The sequence below is a fragment of the Pseudomonas caspiana genome, assembly GCF_040224095.2.
GTDB classification, from domain to species: Bacteria; Pseudomonadota; Gammaproteobacteria; order Pseudomonadales; family Pseudomonadaceae; genus Aquipseudomonas; species Aquipseudomonas caspiana.
Genome location: NZ_CP167995.1, coordinates 5533195 through 5555284, shown reverse-complemented (window position 1 = coordinate 5555284; position 22090 = coordinate 5533195). Strand labels below are relative to the sequence as shown.

Sequence of the window (22090 nt, the reverse complement as noted above, 5' to 3'; positions counted from 1 at the left end):
GTTCGCAGGACGGAAAATGATCATGACCAGGATTCTTTCAACTATCGGTGTATCGCTATGGATTGCGATGATTTCGCCGATTCTTCAGGCCGCCACTCTCAAAACACTGGATGTGGCAGCGTTGCCTGGAGACCGGATCGAGCTGAAGCTGACCTTTGACGCTCCGGTACCTGCTCCGAAGGGCTATACCACGGAACAACCGGCGCGCATCGCGCTGGACTTGCCCGGCGTGAGCAGTCAGCTGGCGACCAAAAGCCGTGAGTTGGGCAGTGGCAATGCTCGCAGTGTGGTCGTGGTCGAAGCCAAGGATCGTACTCGGATCATTATCAATATGACGACCCTGGCGCCCTACAGCTCGCGTGTTGATGGCAATAATCTGTTTGTCGTGATCGGTCAGGGGGCCGCAGCGGCTCAGGCATCGCAGCCGACCACTGCGCTGGGCGCCGCGCGGGTTGCCGTGCCACCACCAGCTCCGGCAAAGCCCAAGGCCTACGCGCCTGTAGGCAAGGCGATCAGGAACGTTGATTTTCAGCGAGGCGAGTTGGGTGAAGGGAATGTGATCATCGATTTGACTGATCCCGGTGTCGCCCCAGATATTCAGGAGCAGGGCGGCAGGATTCGTGTCGATTTTGCGAAGACTCAATTACCTGAGAAACTGCGGGTGCGACTGGACGTCAAGGATTTCGCCACCCCGGTGCAGTTCGTCAACGCCAGTGCTACGGGTGATAAGGCCAGTATCACCATCGAGCCTTCCGGGGCCTTTGACTACTCGGCCTATCAGACCGAAGGCAAGCTAACCATTAGCGTGCGCCCCTTGACCAATGAAGATCTGGATCGCCGCAACGCGGAGAAACTGGTCTACACCGGTGAAAAACTGTCGCTCAACTTTCAGGACATCGACGTGCGTTCGGTGCTGCAGCTGATCGCCGATTTCACCAGCCTCAACCTGGTCGCCAGCGACACGGTTCAGGGCGGCATTACCTTGCGTCTGCAGAACGTGCCTTGGGATCAAGCGCTGGATCTGGTGTTGAAAACCAAAGGCCTGGACAAGCGCAAGATTGGCAATGTGTTGCTGGTGGCACCTGCCGACGAAATTGCCGCCCGTGAGCGTCAGGAGCTGGAATCTCTCAAGCAGATCGCCGAGCTGGCACCACTGCGCCGCGAATTGCTGCAAGTCAACTACGCCAAAGCGGCGGACATTGCCAAGCTGTTCCAGTCGGTGACCAGTGCCGAGTCCAAAGTCGATGAGCGTGGCTCGATCACGGTGGATGAGCGTACCAACAACATCATTGCCTACCAGACTCAGGATCGTCTGGACGAGCTGCGCCGCATCGTTTCCCAACTGGATATTCCGGTGCGTCAGGTGATGATCGAGGCACGTATCGTTGAGGCCAACGTGGGTTACGACAAAGCACTTGGGGTTCGCTGGGCGGGTGACACCAACCGCAACAACAATCACAAGTGGAGTGGTTACGGTCTGGACGACAACGGCGACGAGGCGGGCAACACCGGTGACGCACTGACCTCCAACGTGCCGTTCGTCGACCTGGGCGCGGCGGACGCTACGTCTGGTATTGGTATCGCGTTCATGACCAATAACACGTTGCTGGACCTTGAGCTGAGCGCCATGGAACGGACCGGTAACGGCGAGATCGTCTCTCAGCCCAAGGTCGTCACCTCCGACAAGGAGACCGCGAAAATTCTGAAAGGCACCGAGATTCCTTATCAGGAGTCCAGCTCCAGTGGTGCAACCACCGTGTCCTTCAAAGAGGCTTCGCTGTCGTTGGAGGTTACTCCGCAGATCACCCCGGACAATCGCATCATCATGGAAGTCAAAGTCACCAAGGATGAGCCGGATTACCTCAATACCGTGCTCGGTGTACCGCCCATTCGCAAAAACGAAGTCAACGCCAAGGTGCTGGTTGCCGACGGCGAAACCATCGTGATCGGTGGTGTGTTCTCCAATACGCAAAGTAAAGTTGTCGATAAGGTGCCATTTCTCGGCGATGTGCCGTATGTTGGCCGCCTTTTCCGGCGCGATGTGGTCTCGGAGGCAAAATCCGAGCTGCTGGTGTTCCTCACTCCGCGTATCATGAACAACCAGGCGATTGCTGTGAGTCGTTGATTCTGTGCGAAATTTAATACTTGTAGGGCCGATGGGGGCTGGTAAAAGCACCATCGGCCGTTTGCTGGCCAAAGAGCTACGCCTGCCGTTCAAGGATTCCGACAAGGAAATTGAACTGCGCACGGGCGCCAATATCCCGTGGATTTTCGATAAGGAAGGCGAGCCAGGCTTCCGTGATCGCGAGCAGGCCATGATTGCCGAGCTGTGCAGCGTGGATGGAATTGTCCTCGCGACAGGCGGTGGCGCGGTCATGCGCAGTGAAAACCGTCAGGCCCTGCATCAGGGTGGCCGCGTGGTTTATCTGCATGCTTCGGTAGAGCAGCAAGTGGGACGTACGGCCCGCGACCGTAACCGTCCGTTATTGCGTACCGCTGACCCGGCCAAGGTTTTGCGCGATCTGCTGGAGATGCGCGACCCGCTTTATCGGGAGATCGCCGATCTGGTGGTTGAAACCGATGAGCGGCCGCCACGAATGGTGGTTCTTGATATCCTTGCGCGCCTGGCGGAGCTTCCTCCCCGTTAAAGCCCAGGCAGAAATGCGCTATCCTCGGCGACCAATAAAAAACAGGACGAGGCACAGCCTTGAGCCACATTTTGCGTGAGCGCCAACAAGCGCTTGCGAAGACGTATTCGGTAATCATCGTGGGGACACATGCAGACACTTAAGGTCGAGCTTGGCGAGCGCAGCTACCCGATTCATATTGGCGAAGGCTTGCTGGATCGTTTGGATTTACTGGCTCCGCATATCGTCGGACGGCAGGTGGCGATTGTCTCCAACTCCACTGTCGCACCTCTTTACCTTGAGCGACTGACCCGTACTCTGGCTGGCTATAACGTATTGCCCGTCATCCTCCCTGACGGCGAAGCTTTCAAGAATTGGGAAACGCTGCAAACCATTTTCGATGGCCTGCTGGGTGCCCGTCATGATCGGCGCACCACAGTGATTGCGCTCGGTGGAGGTGTGATCGGCGACATGGCCGGTTTTGCGGCCGCCTGCTATCAGCGCGGCGTGAATTTCATCCAGATCCCGACTACCCTGCTGTCCCAGGTCGACTCGTCGGTGGGTGGCAAGACCGGGATCAACCATCCGCTTGGCAAAAACATGATCGGCGCGTTCTATCAGCCGAGCGTTGTGCTGATCGATACGACCAGCCTCAACACTCTGCCGGAGCGCGAGCTTTCGGCGGGTCTTGCCGAAGTCATCAAGTACGGCCTGATCAGTGATGAGCCGTTCCTGACCTGGCTTGAAGAAAACATCGATCTGTTGCGTGGGCTGGATCAGGCTGCGTTGACGGTTGCCATCGAGCGCTCCTGCGCCGCAAAGGCCTTGATCGTCGGCGCTGATGAGCGGGAAACCGGCGTGCGGGCCACGCTCAACCTCGGCCACACCTTCGGGCATGCCATCGAGACCCATATGGGTTATGGCGTCTGGCTGCATGGTGAGGCGGTAGGTGCTGGCACCGCCATGGCACTGGAAATGTCTTGCCGTCTGGGCTGGATCAGCGAACAGGAGCGCAATCGCGGTATTCGTCTGCTTCAGCGCGCCGGTTTGCCGGTGGTGCCGCCTCAGGAGATGACGCCGGAGCATTTCCTTGAACACATGGCTGTCGACAAAAAAGTCCTGGATGGTCGTATGCGTCTGGTCCTGTTGAGCCGCATGGGCGAAGCAGTGATCACCGACGAATATCCAAAAGAAGTATTACAGGCCACGCTGGCGGCGGATTACCGCGCCCTCGTGGATCAGCTCAGAGGTTAATGAAAATCCATGACGAGTAGTTTGCACGCCGACGAGGCCTTTCTCGGCCATTATCAGTTGAGTCATGACCCCTTCGCAGCGCGGGTACCTGGCTTCAAATTCTTCCCTGCCCAGCGTAAGCCGGTGTTGGGACAACTGCACCATCTGGCGCGTTACAGCCAGCTATTGCTGGTAGTCACCGGGCCAAATGGCAGCGGTAAGACCTTGTTGCGTCAGGCACTGGTTGCCAGCACCAACAAGCAATCGGTCCAGAGCGTAGTGATTTCAGCGCGCGGAGCCACTGATGCGGCAGGTCTGCTGCGTCAGGTCGCTCAGGCGCTGAATGTCGCCCAGCCAGAGATACAAGCCATTCTCGGCCAGATCGTGCAATTGGCCCTGACCGGTCAGGAAGTCTATTTGTTAGTGGACGATGCCGAACAACTGGGCGAATCCGCAATCGAAGCACTGCTTGGTCTGGCCGATGGAAGCCCTGAGGGGCGTCCGCATGTATTCCTGTTCGGTGAAGCCTCGCTGATTGATCGACTCGATCAGTTGTTTGCTGAAGCCGAAACCGAGGGCGAGCGCTATCACGTCATCGAGCTGGCACCTTACACGGAAGATGAAACACGGGAATATCTGGAGCAACGACTGGAAGGTGCCGGACAAGGCATCGAATTGTTCACGGCCGAGCAGATAACCGATATTCACGAGCATTCCGGTGGATGGCCTGGAGCTATCAATCAGGTTGCCCGGGACTCAATGATCGAGGCGATGATCGCCAGCCGTTCGGCGGTCAAGCGCCCAAGTGTGGGATTTAAAATGCCGAAGAAATATGTACTGGCACTGGGTGCTGTGGTTGCAGTCGGGGTGTTGGCAGCAGTGCTGATTCCTGGCCGTGGCGGCAACTCCAGCGCCCCAGCGACGCAGTCTGCCAACTCTCAGGCGCAATTGCCTCTGGGGCAGGGGCAGCCTAGCGCTCAACAGTCCAACAATGGTGGCCCGGCCATCGAATTCGCGGGTAATTCGCAGCCTATGCCGTTGCCGTTGGTCGGTAACTCGCAGCCGGTAATGCGCGGTCCGCTGGCTGAAGCGGCTGGCTCGGGTGATGGCGAAGACGATGGCGTGCCGGTCGGTTCCGTTGATCAGCCGCCTACCGTGACCACTACTGCGCCACCTGCGGGTGTTCCAGCCGGTGCCGCGCCGTCGACACCTCGTTCTTCCATAGCCCCGCCAGCGGCAGCAACCGCTCCGAAGCCAGCCGCACCTGCTGCGACCGCTCCGAAGCCAGCAGCGCCTGCTCAGGCTCCAGCGCAAGTAGCCACCGCCAAGACTGCACCGGCCGCTGCTGCAAAACCTGCTGCCGGTGGCAGCTGGTACAGCGCCCAGGCACCCGGTCGTTACGTGGTGCAGATTCTGGGTACCAGCTCTGAAAGCACCGCTCAGGCGTTCGTTGCAGAGCAAGGTGGTGAGTACCGTTATTTCAAGAAAACGCTTCAGGGCAAGCCGCTGTATGTGATCACCTACGGCAACTTCTCTGACCGCGCAGCTGCACTTGCAGCCATCAAGGTATTGCCAGCGAAGGTTCAGGCTGGTAAACCTTGGCCTCGTACTGTCGCCAGTATCCAACAGGAACTCGGCGCAGCCCGCTGAAGTCGCAGCGGCCTTATCCAGGCCGCTCACCCAGCAACCTGATTCAACCCTCGAGCGTGCTGCCAATGGGCAGCGCGCCTTGTGGTGTCTGCATTACAGACACCTTTGACAATCAGTGCGCTTCTGGTCAGATTGATAAAAGTTCTTTCGGCTAGCACAGCATCCAGCTATAAACGTTCATAAATGCGACACGAATTTACGACTGTTCGTCGTTAAATTTGTGAGGCTTTGTGTCGCTGTGTACAATGACCTCCCTTTTGCTCCCGCTAAGCTGGCGTACGTTCAGCGCGTGAGGTAACTGGTTGAATTGAAAAGAAATTTGCCTCGGAAAGAGGCAGCCTGGTGAGAAAGTGTCTATGAAAGCAGGTCTGTACCATCCAGATGAATTCAAGGATAACTGTGGTTTTGGCCTGATTGCTCACATGCAGGGCGAACCCAGTCATCACCTGTTGCAGACGGCTATCCAAGCCCTGACCTGCATGACCCACCGTGGTGGGATCAACGCCGACGGCAAGACCGGTGACGGTTGCGGGCTGTTGATTCAAAAACCGGACGCGTTCCTGCGCGCCGTTGCCAAAGAGCACTTTGGTAATGAGCTGCCGCGTCAATACGCCGTGGGCATGGTGTTCCTCAATCAGGACGACACTAAAGCAGACGCTGCCCGCGAGAACATGAATCGCGAAATCCTCGCCGCTGGCCTGACCCTTGTCGGCTGGCGCCAGGTGCCTATCGACACCAGCGTGCTGGGTCGTCTGGCCCTGGAGCGTCTGCCGAAAATCGAGCAGGTGTTCATTGGCGGTGAAGGCCTGAGCGATCAAGAGTTCGCAATCAAGCTGTTCAGCGCCCGTCGCCGTTCTTCGGTCGCCAACGCTGAAGACACCGATCACTACATCTGCAGCTTTTCTCACAAGACCATCATCTACAAAGGTCTGATGATGCCGCGCGACCTGACGGCATTTTTCCCGGACCTGAGCGACGAGCGCCTGCAAACCGCGATTTGCGTGTTCCACCAGCGTTTCTCGACCAACACCTTGCCGAAATGGCCGTTGGCCCAGCCGTTCCGCTTCCTCGCCCACAACGGCGAGATCAACACCATCACCGGTAACCGCAACTGGGCGCAGGCCCGTCGCACCAAGTTCGCCAACGAACTGATTCCGGATCTGGACGAGCTGGGCCCGCTGGTCAACCGCGTTGGCTCTGACTCCTCGAGCATGGACAACATGCTGGAGCTGATGGTTACCGGCGGCATCGACCTGTTCCGTGGCGTGCGCATGATCATTCCGCCTGCGTGGCAGAACGTTGAAACCATGGACCCCGATCTGCGGGCGTTCTATGAGTACAACTCCATGCACATGGAGCCATGGGATGGTCCGGCCGGCGTCGTAATGACCGAAGGTCGCCACGCGGTGTGTCTGCTTGACCGTAACGGTCTGCGTCCGGCGCGCTGGGTCACCACCAAGAATGGTTACATCACTCTCGCGTCGGAAATCGGCGTGTGGGACTACAAGCCGGAAGACGTCATCGCCAAGGGCCGTGTCGGTCCGGGTCAGATCTTTGCCGTGGACACCGAAACCGGCCAGATCCTCGACACCGACGCCATCGACAACCGCTTGAAGTCGCGTCATCCGTACAAGCAATGGCTGCGCAAGAACGCTTTGCGTATCCAGGCGACCATCGAAGACAACGACCATGGTTCGGCTTTCTACAATGCCGACCAGCTCAAGCAATACATGAAGATGTATCAGGTCACCTTCGAAGAGCGCGATCAGGTATTGCGTCCGCTGGGTGAACAAGGCCAGGAAGCGGTCGGCTCCATGGGCGATGACACGCCGATGGCGATCCTGTCGCAGCGCGTGCGTTCGCCCTACGACTACTTCCGTCAGCAGTTCGCGCAGGTGACAAACCCGCCGATCGACCCGCTGCGTGAAGCCATCGTCATGTCGCTGGAAATCTGCCTCGGTGCCGAGCGCAACATTTTCCAGGAGTCGCCAGAGCACGCTTCCCGCGTGATTCTCAGCTCGCCGGTCATTTCTCCAGCCAAGTGGCGCTCCTTGATGACTCTGGAGCGTCCAGGTTTCGAGCGGCAGATCATCGACCTGAACTACGACGAGAGCATCGGCCTTGAAGCGGCTGTGCGTAACATCGCCGATCAGGCTGAAGAAGCCGTGCGTGCCGGTCGTACCCAGATCGTCCTGACTGACCGTCATATCGCTCCGGGCAAGCTGCCGGCTCACGCCTCTCTGGCTGTTGGCGCAGTGCACCACCGCCTGACCGAAAAAGGCCTGCGTTGCGACAGTAACATCCTGGTTGAAACCGCCACGGCTCGTGACCCGCATCACTTTGCGGTGTTGATCGGCTTTGGTGCTTCGGCGGTTTACCCGTTCCTGGCCTACGAAGTGCTGGGCGATCTGATCCGTACGGGTGAAGTGCTGGGTGACCTCTATGAGGTGTTCAAGAACTACCGTAAAGGCATCACTAAAGGCCTGCTCAAGATCCTGTCGAAGATGGGGATCTCGACCATCGCTTCGTACCGCGGTGCGCAATTGTTCGAAGCCATCGGCCTTTCCGAAGAAGTGTGCGAGCTGAGCTACCGTGGTGTGCCTAGCCGCATCAAGGGTGCACGCTTCGTCGATATCGAAGCCGAGCAGAAGCTGCTGTCCAATGAAGCCTGGAGCCCGCGCAAGCCGATCCAGCAGGGCGGCCTGCTCAAGTTCGTGTTTGGTGGCGAATACCACGCCTACAACCCGGACGTGGTCAGCATGCTGCAAGCTGCTGTGCAGCAAGGCGACTACAGCAAGTTCAAGGAATACACCTCGCTGGTGGACAAGCGTCCGGTGTCGATGATTCGCGACCTGTTCCAAGTCAAGACACTCGACACGCCGATGTCCATCGACGAAGTCGAGCCGCTGGCGGAAATCCTCAAGCGCTTTGACTCGGCGGGCATCTCGCTGGGCGCACTGTCTCCTGAAGCTCACGAAGCGCTGGCTGAAGCCATGAACCGTCTGGGTGCACGCTCCAACTCCGGCGAGGGCGGCGAAGACCCTGCGCGCTACGGCACCATCCGCAGCTCGAAAATCAAACAGATCGCTACTGGCCGTTTTGGTGTGACCCCTGAGTATCTGGTCAACGCCGATGTGTTGCAGATCAAGGTTGCTCAAGGCGCCAAACCGGGCGAGGGCGGGCAACTGCCGGGCGGTAAAGTGAACGGTCTGATCGCCAAACTGCGTTATGCAGTGCCGGGCGTGACCTTGATTTCACCGCCGCCGCACCACGACATCTATTCCATCGAAGACTTGTCGCAGCTGATTTTCGACCTCAAGCAGGTCAATCCGGATGCGCTGGTTTCGGTCAAGCTGGTTGCTGAAGCCGGCGTGGGTACGATTGCCGCTGGTGTTGCCAAGGCTTACGCCGACCTGATCACCATTTCCGGCTATGACGGCGGCACCGGTGCTTCGCCGCTGTCGTCGATCAAATACGCCGGCGCTCCGTGGGAACTCGGTCTGGCCGAAACTCACCAGACCCTGCGTGGCAACGACCTGCGCGGCAAGGTCCGGGTACAGACCGATGGTGGTCTGAAAACCGGTCTGGACGTGATCAAGGCTGCGATTCTCGGCGCTGAAAGCTTCGGTTTCGGTACTGCGCCAATGATCGCGCTGGGCTGCAAATACCTGCGCATTTGCCACCTGAACAACTGCGCCACCGGCGTCGCCACTCAGAACGAGAAGCTGCGCAAAGACCACTACATCGGCACCGTCGACATGGTGATCAACTTCTTCACCTACGTGGCAGAAGAAACCCGCGAGTGGCTGGCCAAACTGGGTGTCCGTTCGCTGGAAGAGCTGATCGGCCGTACTGATCTGCTCGACATCCTGCCGGGCGAAACCGCCAAGCAACAGCACCTGGACCTGACGCCACTGCTGGGCAGCGACCACATCCCGGCTGATAAACCTCAGTTCAGCCTGGTGGATCGTAACCCGCCGTTCGACAAGGGCCTGCTGGCTGAGCGTATGGTTGAAATGGCCAAACCGGCCATTCAGAGCCTGAGCGGCGGCGAGTTCGAACTGGATATCTGCAACTGCGACCGTTCCATCGGCGCACGGATTTCTGGCGAAATCGCCAAGCTGCACGGCAACCAGGGCATGAACAACGCACCGATCACCTTCCGCTTCAAAGGCACGGCCGGGCAGAGCTTCGGTGTGTGGAACGCCGGTGGCCTGAACATGTATCTGGAAGGCGACGCCAACGACTACGTCGGTAAAGGCATGACGGCCGGTAAGCTGGTGATCGTTCCGCCCAAAGGCAGCCCGTTCAAGACACAGGAAAGCGCCATCATCGGCAACACCTGTCTGTACGGTGCAACCGGCGGCAAATTGTTTGCGGCCGGTACTGCAGGCGAGCGTTTCGCGGTGCGTAACTCCGGTGCGCACACCATCGTGGAAGGCACGGGCGATCACTGCTGCGAATACATGACCGGTGGCTTTGTCTGCGTACTGGGCAAGACCGGCTACAACTTCGGTTCCGGCATGACCGGTGGTTTCGCCTACGTGCTGGACCTGGACAACACCTTCGTTGACCGGGTCAACCATGAACTGGTTGAAATCCAGCGCATCAGCGGCGAAGCGATGGAAGCCTATCGCAGCCATCTGGAGCGTGTACTGGCTGAGTACGTCGAGGAAACCGACAGCGAGTGGGGCCGTAACGTCTGGGAAAACCTGGACGATTACCTGCGCCGCTTCTGGATGGTCAAGCCGAAGGCTGCTTCGTTGAAGTCGTTGCTTTCCAGCACCCGCGCCAACCCGCAATAAAAGCAGCCACGAGCTGCAAGCTTGAAGCTACAAGCTTGCAGCTCAGTGGGTCGAACAGAATTTGATTTCTTGCAGCTTGAAGCTTGTCGCTTGAAGCTGCCGTGAAGAGGCTCCAAATGGCTGAACGTCTAAGTAACGACTTCCAGTTCATCGATGTCGGGCGTAAAGATCCGAAGAAGAAGCTGCTGCGTCAGCGCAAGAAAGAGTTCGTGGAAATCTACGAACCTTTCAAACCCCAACAGTCGGCCGATCAGGCTCACCGTTGCCTGGGTTGCGGTAACCCGTACTGCGAGTGGAAATGCCCGGTACACAACTTCATTCCCAACTGGCTGAAGCTGGTTGCGGAAGGCAACATCCTGGCTGCCGCCGAGCTGTCGCACCAGACCAACACCCTCCCGGAAGTTTGCGGCCGCGTATGCCCGCAAGACCGCCTGTGTGAAGGTGCCTGCACCCTGAACGACGGCTTTGGCGCTGTGACCATTGGTTCGGTGGAGAAGTACATCACCGACACCGCGTTCGCCATGGGCTGGCGTCCGGACATGTCAAAAGTGGTCCCGACCGGCAAGCGCGTCGCGATCATCGGCGCTGGTCCTGCGGGTCTGGGCTGTGCTGACGTACTCGTGCGCGGCGGCGTGACTCCGGTGGTGTTCGACAAGAATCCGGAAATCGGCGGTCTGCTGACCTTCGGTATCCCTGAGTTCAAGCTGGAAAAAACCGTATTGAGCCATCGTCGCGAAGTGTTCACCGGCATGGGTATCGAATTCCGTCTCAATACCGAAGTCGGCAAGGACGTGACCATGGAGCAACTGCTCGAAGAATACGATGCCGTATTCATGGGCATGGGCACCTACACCTATATGAAGGGTGGCTTTGCCGGTGAAGACTTGCCGGGCGTGCACGATGCGTTGGACTTCCTGATCGCCAACGTCAATCGCAACCTGGGCTTTGAAAAGTCGCCGGAAGATTTCGTCGACATGAAAGGCAAGAGGATCGTGGTGCTCGGCGGTGGTGACACGGCTATGGACTGCAACCGCACGTCGATCCGCCAGGGCGCCAAATCGGTGACCTGCGCTTATCGTCGCGACGAAGAAAACATGCCGGGTTCGCGCAAGGAAGTGAAGAACGCCAAGGAAGAAGGCGTGAAGTTTCTCTACAACCGTCAGCCGATCGCCATCGTTGGTGAAGACAAGGTTGAAGGCGTGAAGGTCGTCGAGACCCGTCTCGGCGAGCCGGATGCCCGTGGCCGTCGCAGCCCTGAGCCGATTCCTGGTTCGGAAGAGATCATCCCGGCTGATGCCGTGGTCATCGCGTTCGGCTTCCGCCCAAGCCCTGCGCCGTGGTTCGAACAGTTCAGCATCCAGACCGACAGCCAGGGCCGCGTCATCGCTCCGGAACAGGCGCAGTACAAACACCAGACCAGCAACCCGAAAATCTTCGCCGGTGGCGACATGGTGCGCGGCTCTGACCTGGTGGTAACTGCAATCTTCGAAGGCCGTAATGCGGCCGAAGGGATTCTGGACTACCTGGGCGTCTAAGCGATCCCCTGTAGAAGTGAGCTTGCTCGCGATGAACGATAACGCGATCCGCCTGATAGATCGCGGTGTCCGCATCGCGGCAAGCACTGCTCCCGCTGGTTCTATGATTTGCCTGATACACCGCGCCGCCTGATTCTCGAGCAAAGTGGAGCGCCACTCCGGTCGCTCCAACGGAAAATCGCTGATACAAACCCTGCAACAACTCTGCGCAGTAACGCTGGTTGAAGTAACTCTCCGCCCGACCCCAGCGCTAATACCTCCTCCAGCTTCATCCCCTTCTTTGCACCCATCCATGGCCACTACCTGCTGGCTCGCCGACTCTTTTGCTGCGTATTTCCGTTACGTTTTTCCGTCTTGCAGAGGGACTAGGATTGCCTGATCTACGGGAAATCAGTGTCACGTTGATTTCCTTGTCATACATGACGCTATAAGGAAATAGCCATGTCTCAAGATGCAACCTTGTCCACTCCTTCGACTGCTGAAGCGTCGAATACATTCTTGCCGAGCATCAGCGCTGTCCGTGAGCACCGTGCCCGCCAGCATGCTGACCGGATTCTTGATCAGTTTGCCGAGCGTTTTACCGAGAAAGATTTTTTTCCTGAAGGCGGCGACGGATTGCTGTTCGCCATGCTGACTCGTTTACCCCAGTGGCCCGTCGATACGCAGATCACAGTGCTTGATGACGGGGGGGAGGTCGCGGGATACCTGAAAGACAATGACCAGAGTATTGCCCTGTACGCCGTAGTGCTCGTCCAGCAGGATGATGGCACGTACTCTCTAAACCACAATGAGCCCGCCACGGGGCCGGAGTCATTGTTTCGGCTGATCCTTGGTCAGCTTCCTGCCTCGTCGGGTCTTGGCCTGGGGGGCAACTTCCATGGCAGCAACAGTATTTCCGGGCGTATCGTAACGCTTCGCGAACAGCTCGCAGGAATGGCGCGATCTGAACGTGGATTGTTGTTCGACGCGTTGTTAGCCGATGCCCAGGCAAACAAAAGCGAATCGCCAACCGGTTTACCCAATCCTTTCTTGCCGCTATGGACCCTTGCGGAGGCCGACCGGTTGCCGTCGCTCGTGAAGCTCCACGAGTTAAACCCACAGCTGCCTAGTGAAAGGCTGGGGGACCTGTTGCAAGCTGTTCCGATGACCGAAAGTCAAGAGTCCGAGCTGCTGCTAAGCGGCACAATACCCGCAGAACATGCGGCAGCTTTGACGACTTCGTGGGCAGAGTGGGTTCGCTATCGCGCCATAGACGGCATATTAAATACCCGAGTTTATGACCCTGAAACCGATGCCTTGGCGCGGCAATTCGTCCAGCGGCTTTTAAAGGACACGCTTGACCGTGAATTGATGATTGTCGAGTCAGGCCAGAGCAGCTATTCACCTACGGAGCCCGACGACACTCGTATTGTCCTCTGGCATGACCGTGATGGTATTTATAGGGCAGAAAATCCTGGCACAGGTGAGATCAACAGCTTCGGACAGACCACGGACAGTTTCTATCTGGCTTTGGGTTCGCTACTGCAGCCTCATGAGCTCAGCCTGTGTGGCATGCAGCATGAGCGGGACGTAGCGGGGCTGCGCTCAACGGTAGGTAATCTGGTCGTCAAAGAAAACGGCGGCTGGTTCGAGCTGGACACATCGGCCCAGACCGATAATGCGTTAGCACCTGACTGGTTCATGCAAGCGTCTGCTGCAGACAAACTCGCCTGGGCGGATGCGGTTCAGACGTACACCCAGGCCATGCTTGAAGCGCAAGTTCCTGATTCACCCACGCTGGCCGTGTCTGAGGTCGCCAGAGAACTACGCCAATTCGCCCGTAAGAAACTTCAGGATCAACTCAAATCCGGATTCGGCCTTGAACTGGACCCTGATCTGATCAGGGTTCACATCCCGGTTATACAGCCTTGGGGTACCGGCTCAAGCATTGGCCTGCCACATATTGGAGGTGACCACTCGGCCTCATTGCCGCGCACCGTCAGCCTTACCCAGCTAAGCCTGGAAAACGTAGCATTCAGCGATGTTCTGTTCCTGTTGCGTGCTCAAGTGAGAGACGCAGTCGGCAGGCCGATCGATGGTTTTGGTGCGCTTGATGCTTACAGGCTCGTGCGTGAAGTGGATATTGGCGAGACCTACAAAGCTTTTTTGAGAGCGCGGTTGCTCAACTCTCCTGAAGGGGAGTGGTACAAAGAGCGCTTTGCTCAAGTCATGCAGGCTCAGATGCAGCTGGATGCGTTAGAGGCCAAGCTTGCCGGAGATTACCTTGAAAATGGTACCTCACCGCACGGCCAGGAAGATCGCGGCTACAAGTGGGTCAAAGCCGTTCTGGATCATCCAGTCGATGATGGCGCTCGTCCTTTGGTGGAGGGCAGGCGAGTAAGGGTCGGTTCGCTACGCATTGCATCCGGTACCAAGCCGGATGACAGGGTGATCCTGAATGACTTTCTGGTTTTCGGACTGGCCTCTCCCTTGAGCGTTCCTTCCGCTGTGCTTTACACCGCTGGGGCTAAGGATGGGCGGTGTTTCGTTGAATTGAACAGCCTTGAGGATCTGCGTCCCAGATTGGGAGATAGCGAGTTTCAGGATTATTTGGTCCTTCAGGCTGAACCCTCTCAGAGACCCAGAATCAGGTGGATGTTGGAGAACAAGTGGCAGGATTTGATAATTGATGTGGCACTGCACACCGAAAACTTTCTTGAGACAAGCTATAAAGCCCAAGCGGAGCGCGTAATTGCACTCGTTGATGAAAAGACCAAAAGTACTTGGGAAGTAAACTGGGAAAGTGCCTGGTCAATCGTCAGATCCGTCGGAGACTTTGCGCTAGGCTTCACACCGTTCAGGGTTGCGTTACCCATAGCAGCCGTGCGCAGTTTGCATGCGATGTCCAAGGCGATAAAAAACGAGGACGGTGGTGACCACAGTTCCGCTTTGTATTTTGTTGCAGCGGCCAGCTTCCTGACCGCAGCATTGCCGACGTCAAAACAAACCAACATCAAATCCCCCCCTCGCAAATACCCCACTGTCATTGAATTAAAAGGCAAGGCGGCTCTGGCCGTCAGCCCGGATGGCTTGAGACTGCGCACGGATGGAATTTTTAAAGAAATCTACGAGCAAGCACAGCAAGGGTCAGCATCGCGTTTTTATATAAAACAGGATGGGAAAACCTTCCAGGTACGCTATGACCGTGACAGCGGGGTCTGGCGGCTGATTGATCCTCGCCGCCCTGACGCTTATTACCAACTACCGATACGCTCTCAGGGCGGTAACTGGGTATACGCCAGGTCCGGGTTGATAGGCGGCATGCCCAAAGGCGCAAAAGGCGCCAACGGTGCCACGGCTACGGTGCCAGCCGCGAGCGAAGGACCCAAGCGCTATACGTTGGACCTGACCGGGTTTGAAGAAGCCAAGCCGTTTAAAAAGGCTGATCCGTTTATTAAGGAAAAACTTCTGAAGTCGGCAGAGAGCGTCACTGAAAAGTACGCCCAGGAAGGTGGCGGAAGATTTCATGGCTACAAGGAGAAGGGTACTGGCAGGAGTATCTTTACCCTCGATCTGACAGGCATACCAGGCTCTACCGGCAGAGGCTCGTGGCGATTACAGCTTGTCGAGCGCTTGATAGTTGATGAAACGGGCAGCGTTGTTAAACAGCCGGGCCAGCCCGGTGTATTGGTGTTCGATAAGGTCTTGTCCCAGCACTAATGCAGACATTGTTTCATCTGGCATCGTAGCGGGAATGAGTGGCCGAGCTTCATTTGGCTCACTCAGCCCGCCGCGACAAATCGACCTGATAGATAAAAGGCACGGCTCTGTCCGTGCCTTTTACGTCCGCGTCTGAGAAAATGCCCGCACTTTTTTTGCGGATGCCGACATGACTGCCTTGAAGAACGACCGTTTCCTCCGTGCCCTGCTCAAGCAACCCGTGGACGTTACCCCTGTCTGGATGATGCGCCAGGCCGGCCGTTACCTGCCGGAATACCGCGCCAGCCGCGCCAAAGCCGGAGACTTCATGAGCTTGTGCATGAACCCGGAGTTCGCCTGCGAGGTCACGTTGCAACCACTGGAGCGTTATCCGCTGGACGCTGCAATCCTGTTCTCCGACATCCTGACTATTCCGGATGCCATGGGGTTGGGACTGTACTTTGAAACCGGCGAAGGTCCGCGCTTCAAGAAAACCGTCAACACGATGGCCGATATCGAGGCCTTGCCGATCCCCGATCCGCAAAAAGACCTCGGCTATGTGATGGACGCCGTCAGCACTATTCGTCGCGAATTGAATGGCCGTGTACCGCTGATCGGCTTCTCCGGCAGCCCATGGACCCTCGCCACCTATATGGTTGAAGGCGGTTCTTCGAAGGACCATCGCAAGTCCAAAGCCATGCTCTACGAAAACCCGCAAGCCATGCACCTGCTGCTGGACAAGCTGGCGGACTCAGTCATTGCTTACCTCAATGGCCAGATTCTGGCGGGCGCGCAGGCGGTGCAGGTGTTCGATAGCTGGGGCGGTAGCCTCTCTGATGCTGCCTACCAGGAGTTTTCGCTGGCCTACATGCGCAAGATCGTCAACGGCCTGATTCGCGAGCATGATGGCCGCAAGGTGCCGGTGATTCTGTTCACCAAAGGTGGCGGTCTGTGGCTGGAAAGCATGGCGGACACCGGCGCTGACGCATTGGGTCTGGACTGGACCACCAACATCGGCGACGCCCGTCGTCGCGTTGGTAACAAAGTCGCACTGCAAGGCAACATGGACCCGTCAGTCCTGTACGCCAGCCCGCAAGCGATCCGCGCCGAAGTGGCACGCATCCTAGCCAGCTACGGCAGCGGCAATGGCCACGTCTTCAACCTCGGCCACGGCATCACCCCTGAAGTTGACCCGGCACATGCCGGTGCTTTCATCGAAGCGGTGCATGAGTTGTCGGCGCAGTATCACGATTGATGCAGGCTTCATAAAAAACGCCCGGTTAATCCCGGGCGTTTTTGTTTGCGATTGTTTTCAGCGACTGAGGCGTTGTTCGGCGTAACGGGCAATGATGTGGTCGAACGCGTGTTGATCTGCAATGTCGGTTGATCTGATTACGGCAATCAGACGGTTTAGGTCGTCGTCACTGACGCTCAAAAGGAACTCATCATCGAACACTCCGCCTATTGCGTTCTGGCGTCGATTGTTGAGATAGGCAATATCTAACGCCAGCATCTCAATCATCTTTGCGGCAGGTAAGTCTTCGGCGTTTGTTGGCTTTATCTCACCTGTTAAGAGATATCGAAACCGTAGCTCACAATCTTCATCCATAGGGGAGATGTGCTGCACCTCATCAAACCAGTTGCCCTTGCGGTGCCCGCAGTGCAGCGGGTTACCAGGCAGGGTCTCGCGCAGACAGGAGGCGTGAAGATTTTGATAGTCTAGCTCCATAGCCTCAAATGCTTCCTGAGGCCTGAAGTGCTCGATATGACTGGTGGACGCCTCTATTTCTCTGCCGCAGTAACAGCAGAAGAAGCCCTGTTCGAGCAGCAACGCTTCATGTAACTCGCGTTTTTGCGGATTCTGCAGGGTTGGATAAGTTGGGCTCCAGTCGTCATTCGCCGTCGCTTTCCAATCTATAAATGATGAGGGTTCAGTTCCTTTGAGCACTCGCTTCATTTGCCGAGGATCTCCTTGCGCCTGATCAACGCCTCCGCGCCTGCAAACTCTGGAAGGTCGGGAGCGTCATGTTTTAGAGCGACCAACAGCTCTTTCGCTTTTACGAGATCGTTATCTTCCAGCACTGAAAAAAGCTCAGATAGACGTTTCTCAATATCGGGCTCGCGCTGAGCCACGCCCATGACTTCCTCAAGCACGCTGCTGGAATCCAGACCATACGTAACGCGCGGATGTGAGCTTTGACCATTGTTCAGGACGATAACTTCTTCGGGCTTCAGGCTGCCGATAATCTGCGGTGAGTGACTGGCTGCAATGAACTGTATTTTAGGAAACGCCTGCTTCAATGCCGGGACGATATTGCGCTGCCAAGCCGGATGAAGGTGGATATCCAACTCATCAATAATGACCACGCCTGGGGTGTTTTGCAGGACATCCTTACCCTTGTGGGGGTTAAGGATGCACATGCGGCGCGCAATGTCGGCGATCAGCGCGACCAGGCCGCGTTGTCCGTCACTAAGCTCATTGAACGGGATGAAGTTGTTAGATCCGAAATTCACCAGGAGACTGCGCAACGGCAGGTCGTAATAAATGCCCGTCGAGTCGGGGAGTGCGCACTTTATGGCTGAATTGATCCAGGTTAGCTCATTGTCAAACATCGACATTGCATCTGAGGAGCGTCGAATCGACTGTAGATCCTCAAGAGTTTTGCCGATGATCCAGCTCTCAAAATCTTGAATGTCGGCCGCTGAGTCATACCAATTTTTGTATCCGTCAAACCTGGATATTTTTTGGGTTGCTGAAAATTCGGCAGATACATTTGCTGCAGACCACCTGCGATTACCGCGATAGAACGCCAGTAACGGTAAATCGGTAGTGCTGTTTTGATTCAAGCCTTGGACTTCGTCCCTGACGGTGTCTACAAGGCCGGAGTCAGAGGACGCCATCTCTTCTGAACGCAATAAAATGGTTGACCAATTGCAATAGCCAAACACATCGCCACTTGCTTTCAATGTCACAGGGTATTTACGTTCGAACCGAACTCGACCGTTGTAGTTATCGATGACGAATCGAGCGTCCTGTTCTTTTAGAGAACCGCTGTAAACGCCCATGCTGCCAGAAACGTCATCAAAACTCGCCGCAACCGCCTGCAACAATGAAGTCTTACCGCTCCCATTCACCCCCACCACCAGATTGAATCCCGGCTGAAAGTCAAAAGTGGCATCTTCGTAGCAACGAAAATTCTGAATGTGGAGACGGTCCAGGCGCATGCCGGTTTCCTTTACCAAGTCTGGCTGATGTGCAGCAGTGTACCTTGGTCCGTGATTCCCGCCAGAACGACGTTGTGACTAAACCTGCGCCGTCACCTGCAACGGCGGTAACTTCGCCAACTTCAGCGCCACCCCCAGTGCAATCAACAGCAGCACACCAATAAACAAACCGATGCCGTTCCACCCGCCGTAGTGCCAGCACACCCCGCCTGCCGTCCCGGCCACGCTTGAGCCTGCGTAGTAACTGAATAGATACAGCGACGATGCCTGGCCTTTGGCCTTGAGTGCACGGCGGCCTATCCAGCTACTGGCGACTGAATGGGCACCGAAGAAGCCGAAGGTGAACATCACCACGCCAATGACCACCAGCGCTAATGGCTCAAACATCGTCAGGGCCATGCCTGCCAGCATCAACACGATGACTGCCCAGAGCACCTGGCGACGTCCGAGTTTGTCCGCCAGCGAACCAATTTTCGCCGAGCTATAGATGCCTGACAGGTAAACCACCGAGAACAATCCCACGACCGCCTGGCTCAAGTGATAAGGCTCAGCCAGCAAACGATAGCCAATGTAGTTGAACAGGGTCACGAAGCTGCCCATCAACAGGAACGCTTCAAGGAACAGCAACGGCAGGCCTGCATCACGAAACTGCATGACGAAGCCATCAATCAGGCTACGCGGTTGCAGCGAGCGTGCGCGAAAGTTGCGCGACTCCGGAAGGATTTTCCAGAACACCGCAGCGGCTATCAGGGCCAAAACACCCACCACCATCAACGCTACATGCCAACTGACGTAATCGATCAATACGCCAGTAATGACCCGGCCGCTCATGCCGCCAATCGCGTTGCCGCCAATATACAGACCCATTGCCAGACCGATGTGGTTGGGGTGAATTTCTTCGCTGAGGTAGGTCATCGCCACTGCCGCCAGCCCGCTGAGGGACAGGCCCACCAATGCTCGAGTAATCAACACACCTTCCCAGCTCGGCATCAACGCACTGGCGAGGGTGAAGATCGCCGCGCAAAACAGCGCCAGCACCATCACCGGCTTGCGCCCGAGGCGGTCGGAAATCGGTCCGGTGATCAGCAAACCGATCGCCAGCATGCCGGTCGATACCGAAAGAATCAGGCTGCTCTGCGCCGCATTGATCGAAAACTCTCGGGACAGCACCGGCATCATCGGTTGGACGCAGTACAACAGTGCAAACGTCGCGAAGCCGCCCGCGAACAGCGCCAGCACCGTGCGCATGAACAGTGGCGTGTCTTTCTCGATGTAAACGTCACCCAAAGGGATGGCCGCTTCAATCGTTGTCGATTGGTTTTGCGGAGCAGAAGGGCTGACGGCAGTGTTCACGGTGGGCCTCAAAGAGCGTCTGGCGGGCAATGAGAAAAAAGAATATAGCTCGCTAATCATTCTTTCCAATATATTGTTCGACCTGTTTGATAGGTGAAACGACTTATTGGAAGGGCCATGGAATTACGTCATCTGCGCTACTTCATAGCGGTCGCTGAAGAGTTGCACTTCGGTCGTGCCGCGCAAGTGCTGGGTATTTCCCAGCCACCGCTGAGCCAGCAGATTCAGGCGCTGGAGCAGGAACTGGGTGCGCGTCTATTTGATCGCACCAATCGGCGTGTGGAGTTAAGCGAGGCGGGGCGGTTGTTTCTCGACGAGGCCCGTTTGGTGCTGGCGCAAGTCGACAAGGCGGCAGATGTCGCTCGTCGTGCGCAGTTGGGGGAACTGGGGGAGTTGAAGATCGGCTTCACCACGTCGGCGCCGTTCACCTCGAGCATTCCACAAGCGATCCTCGCTTTTCGCCAGACCTTTCCCGCGGTGCACCTGTCGTTGCAGGAAATGAACAGTAAAGAGGTTGCGGCCGGCCTTGAGGATGAGTCCATTCAGGTCGGCATCATGCGGCCACTGGCGTTGCCGGATTCCCTGGTGGTTCATGAGCTGTTGCGCGAGTCGCTGGTGGCGATCATCAATGCGGATCACCCGCTGGCACAGGGCAGCGATCAAGGCATCCATTTGTCTGAACTGGCCAGTGAACCCTTCGTGTTTTTCCCACGCACTTACGGCAGCGGTTTGTATGCGCAGCTTGTCGATCTGGCGCGAGCGGCCGGGTTCAGCCCCTTGATCACTCAAGAAGCGGGAGAGGTCATGACCATCATTGGCCTGGTTGCTGCGGGGCTTGGCGTGACCGTGTTGCCTGCGTCCTATCGACGTATGCGAATCGAAGGTGTGGTCTATCGCACGTTACTTGATCCGGAGGCCACCAGCGCCGTCTGGCTGGTGCAGCGCAAGGATCAGCAATCACCGATGGCCAAGGCGTTTGTGGAGCTGGTGACGCAGCGGGCGGGGTAAGCGCCATATCGTGACCGTGACGTCACTGTCATTTCTGACAGTACCCGAAGGTTTTCGTAACGATTACCCTATTCGCTCGGTAATACAGTCCAACTGTTTGCACATGGAATCAAGGAGAGAGCCATGAACAAAAGTTTTTGGGTGCTGGGCGTTTTAAGTGTGTCGATGGCAGCTTTTGCAGATGAAAGGATTGTTGGTGGAACGCCGACGCCACCCGGTGCTTATCCGTTTTTCAGCACTGTTACAGAGCAGGACGGAAAGCATATCTGTGGCGGCGCGTTGATTGCTCCGCAGTGGGTGCTAACTGCGGCGCATTGTATACGTAGACAGATGCCTTATCAGGTGCAGGTCGGGATGGAGCAGTACCTTCCTAATGTGGTGAGCCTGGATACCGTTAAAATCGAACAGGCATTTATTCCAGCAGACTGGAAAGGTTGGCAACCTTATTCACGCGAGGCAGGCGAGGCCAGGAGTCAGGGTCAGTACGACATCGCTTTATTGAAGTTGGAGCGTCCGGCCAATAGCACTCAATTTCTCAAGCTCGAACAAGAGCCTGCGAAAGAGCAGGTCGGGGACATTGTGATTCTGGCGGGCTTTGGGTTAAACGAGGCGGGTCAGCGACCTGATCATCTCTACCATGCCTCGGGCGCAATCCTTGAGACTCAACGGTGTATCGATGTTCCTGAAGGTTATCCCGATACTAACTTTGATCCGGTCCTCAATGTGTGCGCCACCGGTATGTCTCGGGGCGGGGATTCCGGTGGGCCTTTGCTATACAAGGAAGGCGCTGGTTACATTGGCTTGGGGTTGGTCAGCCGTGGGTTGATTGATGCTGCGCAGTTAACCCGGATATCGTTCTTCCGCAACTGGATAGATACGGTGATGAGAGCAGGCACATGTGCCAAGCCTGAATTACTTGAAAGCGGTGTGCCTGTTTGCGCTGATGTTAGCGCACACGTTAAGTGAGGCAATTTGG

The 22090-nt window shown here is 56.8% G+C and carries 13 protein-coding genes; 10 read left to right on the top strand and 3 right to left on the bottom strand.

Annotated elements, in window-relative coordinates; genetic code table 11:
* Positions 1–22: 22 nt before the first annotated feature.
* The 8 genes from pilQ (at position 23) to hemE (ending at position 16783) form a co-directional block, all read left to right on the top strand.
* Complete coding sequence (pilQ, locus tag ABRP31_RS25015; RefSeq protein ID WP_349972186.1) at positions 23–2125, top strand: type IV pilus secretin PilQ; 2103 nt, start codon at positions 23–25, stop codon at positions 2123–2125.
* A gap of 4 nt (positions 2126–2129) precedes the next feature.
* Positions 2130–2648 (top strand): shikimate kinase AroK, encoded by a 519-nt coding sequence (aroK, locus tag ABRP31_RS25010; protein ID WP_087271137.1) that lies wholly within the window; start codon positions 2130–2132, stop codon positions 2646–2648.
* A gap of 129 nt (positions 2649–2777) precedes the next feature.
* Entirely contained in the window at positions 2778–3881 is a 1104-nt protein-coding gene (aroB, locus tag ABRP31_RS25005) for a 3-dehydroquinate synthase (RefSeq protein WP_349972188.1), read from the top strand.
* Positions 3882–3890: 9 nt separating this feature from the next.
* On the top strand, positions 3891–5510 hold the full coding sequence (locus tag ABRP31_RS25000; protein WP_349972190.1) for an AAA family ATPase: 1620 nt from the start codon (positions 3891–3893) through the stop codon (positions 5508–5510).
* 356 nt (positions 5511–5866) lie between these two features.
* Positions 5867–10315 carry a glutamate synthase large subunit gene (gene gltB / locus ABRP31_RS24995; protein ID WP_087271145.1) on the top strand — a complete coding sequence of 1483 codons (4449 nt, stop codon included), beginning with the start codon at positions 5867–5869 and terminating at the stop codon, positions 10313–10315.
* A 116-nt stretch (positions 10316–10431) separates the two neighbouring features.
* A complete protein-coding gene (locus ABRP31_RS24990) occupies positions 10432–11850 on the top strand; it encodes an FAD-dependent oxidoreductase (RefSeq protein ID WP_349972192.1) in 1419 nt (472 codons plus the stop codon).
* A 441-nt stretch (positions 11851–12291) separates the two neighbouring features.
* Positions 12292–15549: a dermonecrotic toxin domain-containing protein gene (locus ABRP31_RS24985; RefSeq protein ID WP_349972193.1), complete on the top strand. Its 3258-nt coding sequence runs from the start codon at positions 12292–12294 to the stop codon at positions 15547–15549.
* A 169-nt stretch (positions 15550–15718) separates the two neighbouring features.
* Complete coding sequence (gene hemE, locus ABRP31_RS24980) at positions 15719–16783, top strand: uroporphyrinogen decarboxylase (RefSeq protein ID WP_349972194.1); 1065 nt, start codon at positions 15719–15721, stop codon at positions 16781–16783.
* A gap of 57 nt (positions 16784–16840) precedes the next feature.
* Here the strand turns inward: hemE and ABRP31_RS24975 are convergent, their stop codons facing one another.
* From ABRP31_RS24975 to ABRP31_RS24965, 3 genes are all read right to left on the bottom strand, one after another.
* Positions 16841–17485: a retron system putative HNH endonuclease gene (locus ABRP31_RS24975; protein WP_349972195.1), complete on the bottom strand. Its 645-nt coding sequence runs from the start codon at positions 17483–17485 to the stop codon at positions 16841–16843.
* On the bottom strand, positions 17482–18753 hold the full coding sequence (locus ABRP31_RS24970) for an AAA family ATPase (protein WP_349972196.1): 1272 nt from the start codon (positions 18751–18753) through the stop codon (positions 17482–17484). The genes ABRP31_RS24975 and ABRP31_RS24970 overlap by 4 nt, the downstream gene beginning before the upstream one ends.
* Positions 18754–18831: 78 nt before the next feature.
* Positions 18832–20001: an MFS transporter gene (locus ABRP31_RS24965; protein WP_372489475.1), complete on the bottom strand. Its 1170-nt coding sequence runs from the start codon at positions 19999–20001 to the stop codon at positions 18832–18834.
* 222 nt (positions 20002–20223) lie between these two features.
* On the opposite strand from ABRP31_RS24965, the gene ABRP31_RS24960 reads away from it, so the two are divergent.
* Together ABRP31_RS24960 and ABRP31_RS24955 are read left to right on the top strand one after the other, a co-directional pair.
* Positions 20224–21114, top strand: a complete 891-nt coding sequence (locus ABRP31_RS24960) for a LysR substrate-binding domain-containing protein (RefSeq protein ID WP_349972197.1) — start codon at positions 20224–20226, stop codon at positions 21112–21114.
* 123 nt (positions 21115–21237) lie between these two features.
* Entirely contained in the window at positions 21238–22080 is an 843-nt protein-coding gene (locus tag ABRP31_RS24955; RefSeq protein WP_349972198.1) for a serine protease, read from the top strand.
* Positions 22081–22090: the final 10 nt, after the last annotated feature.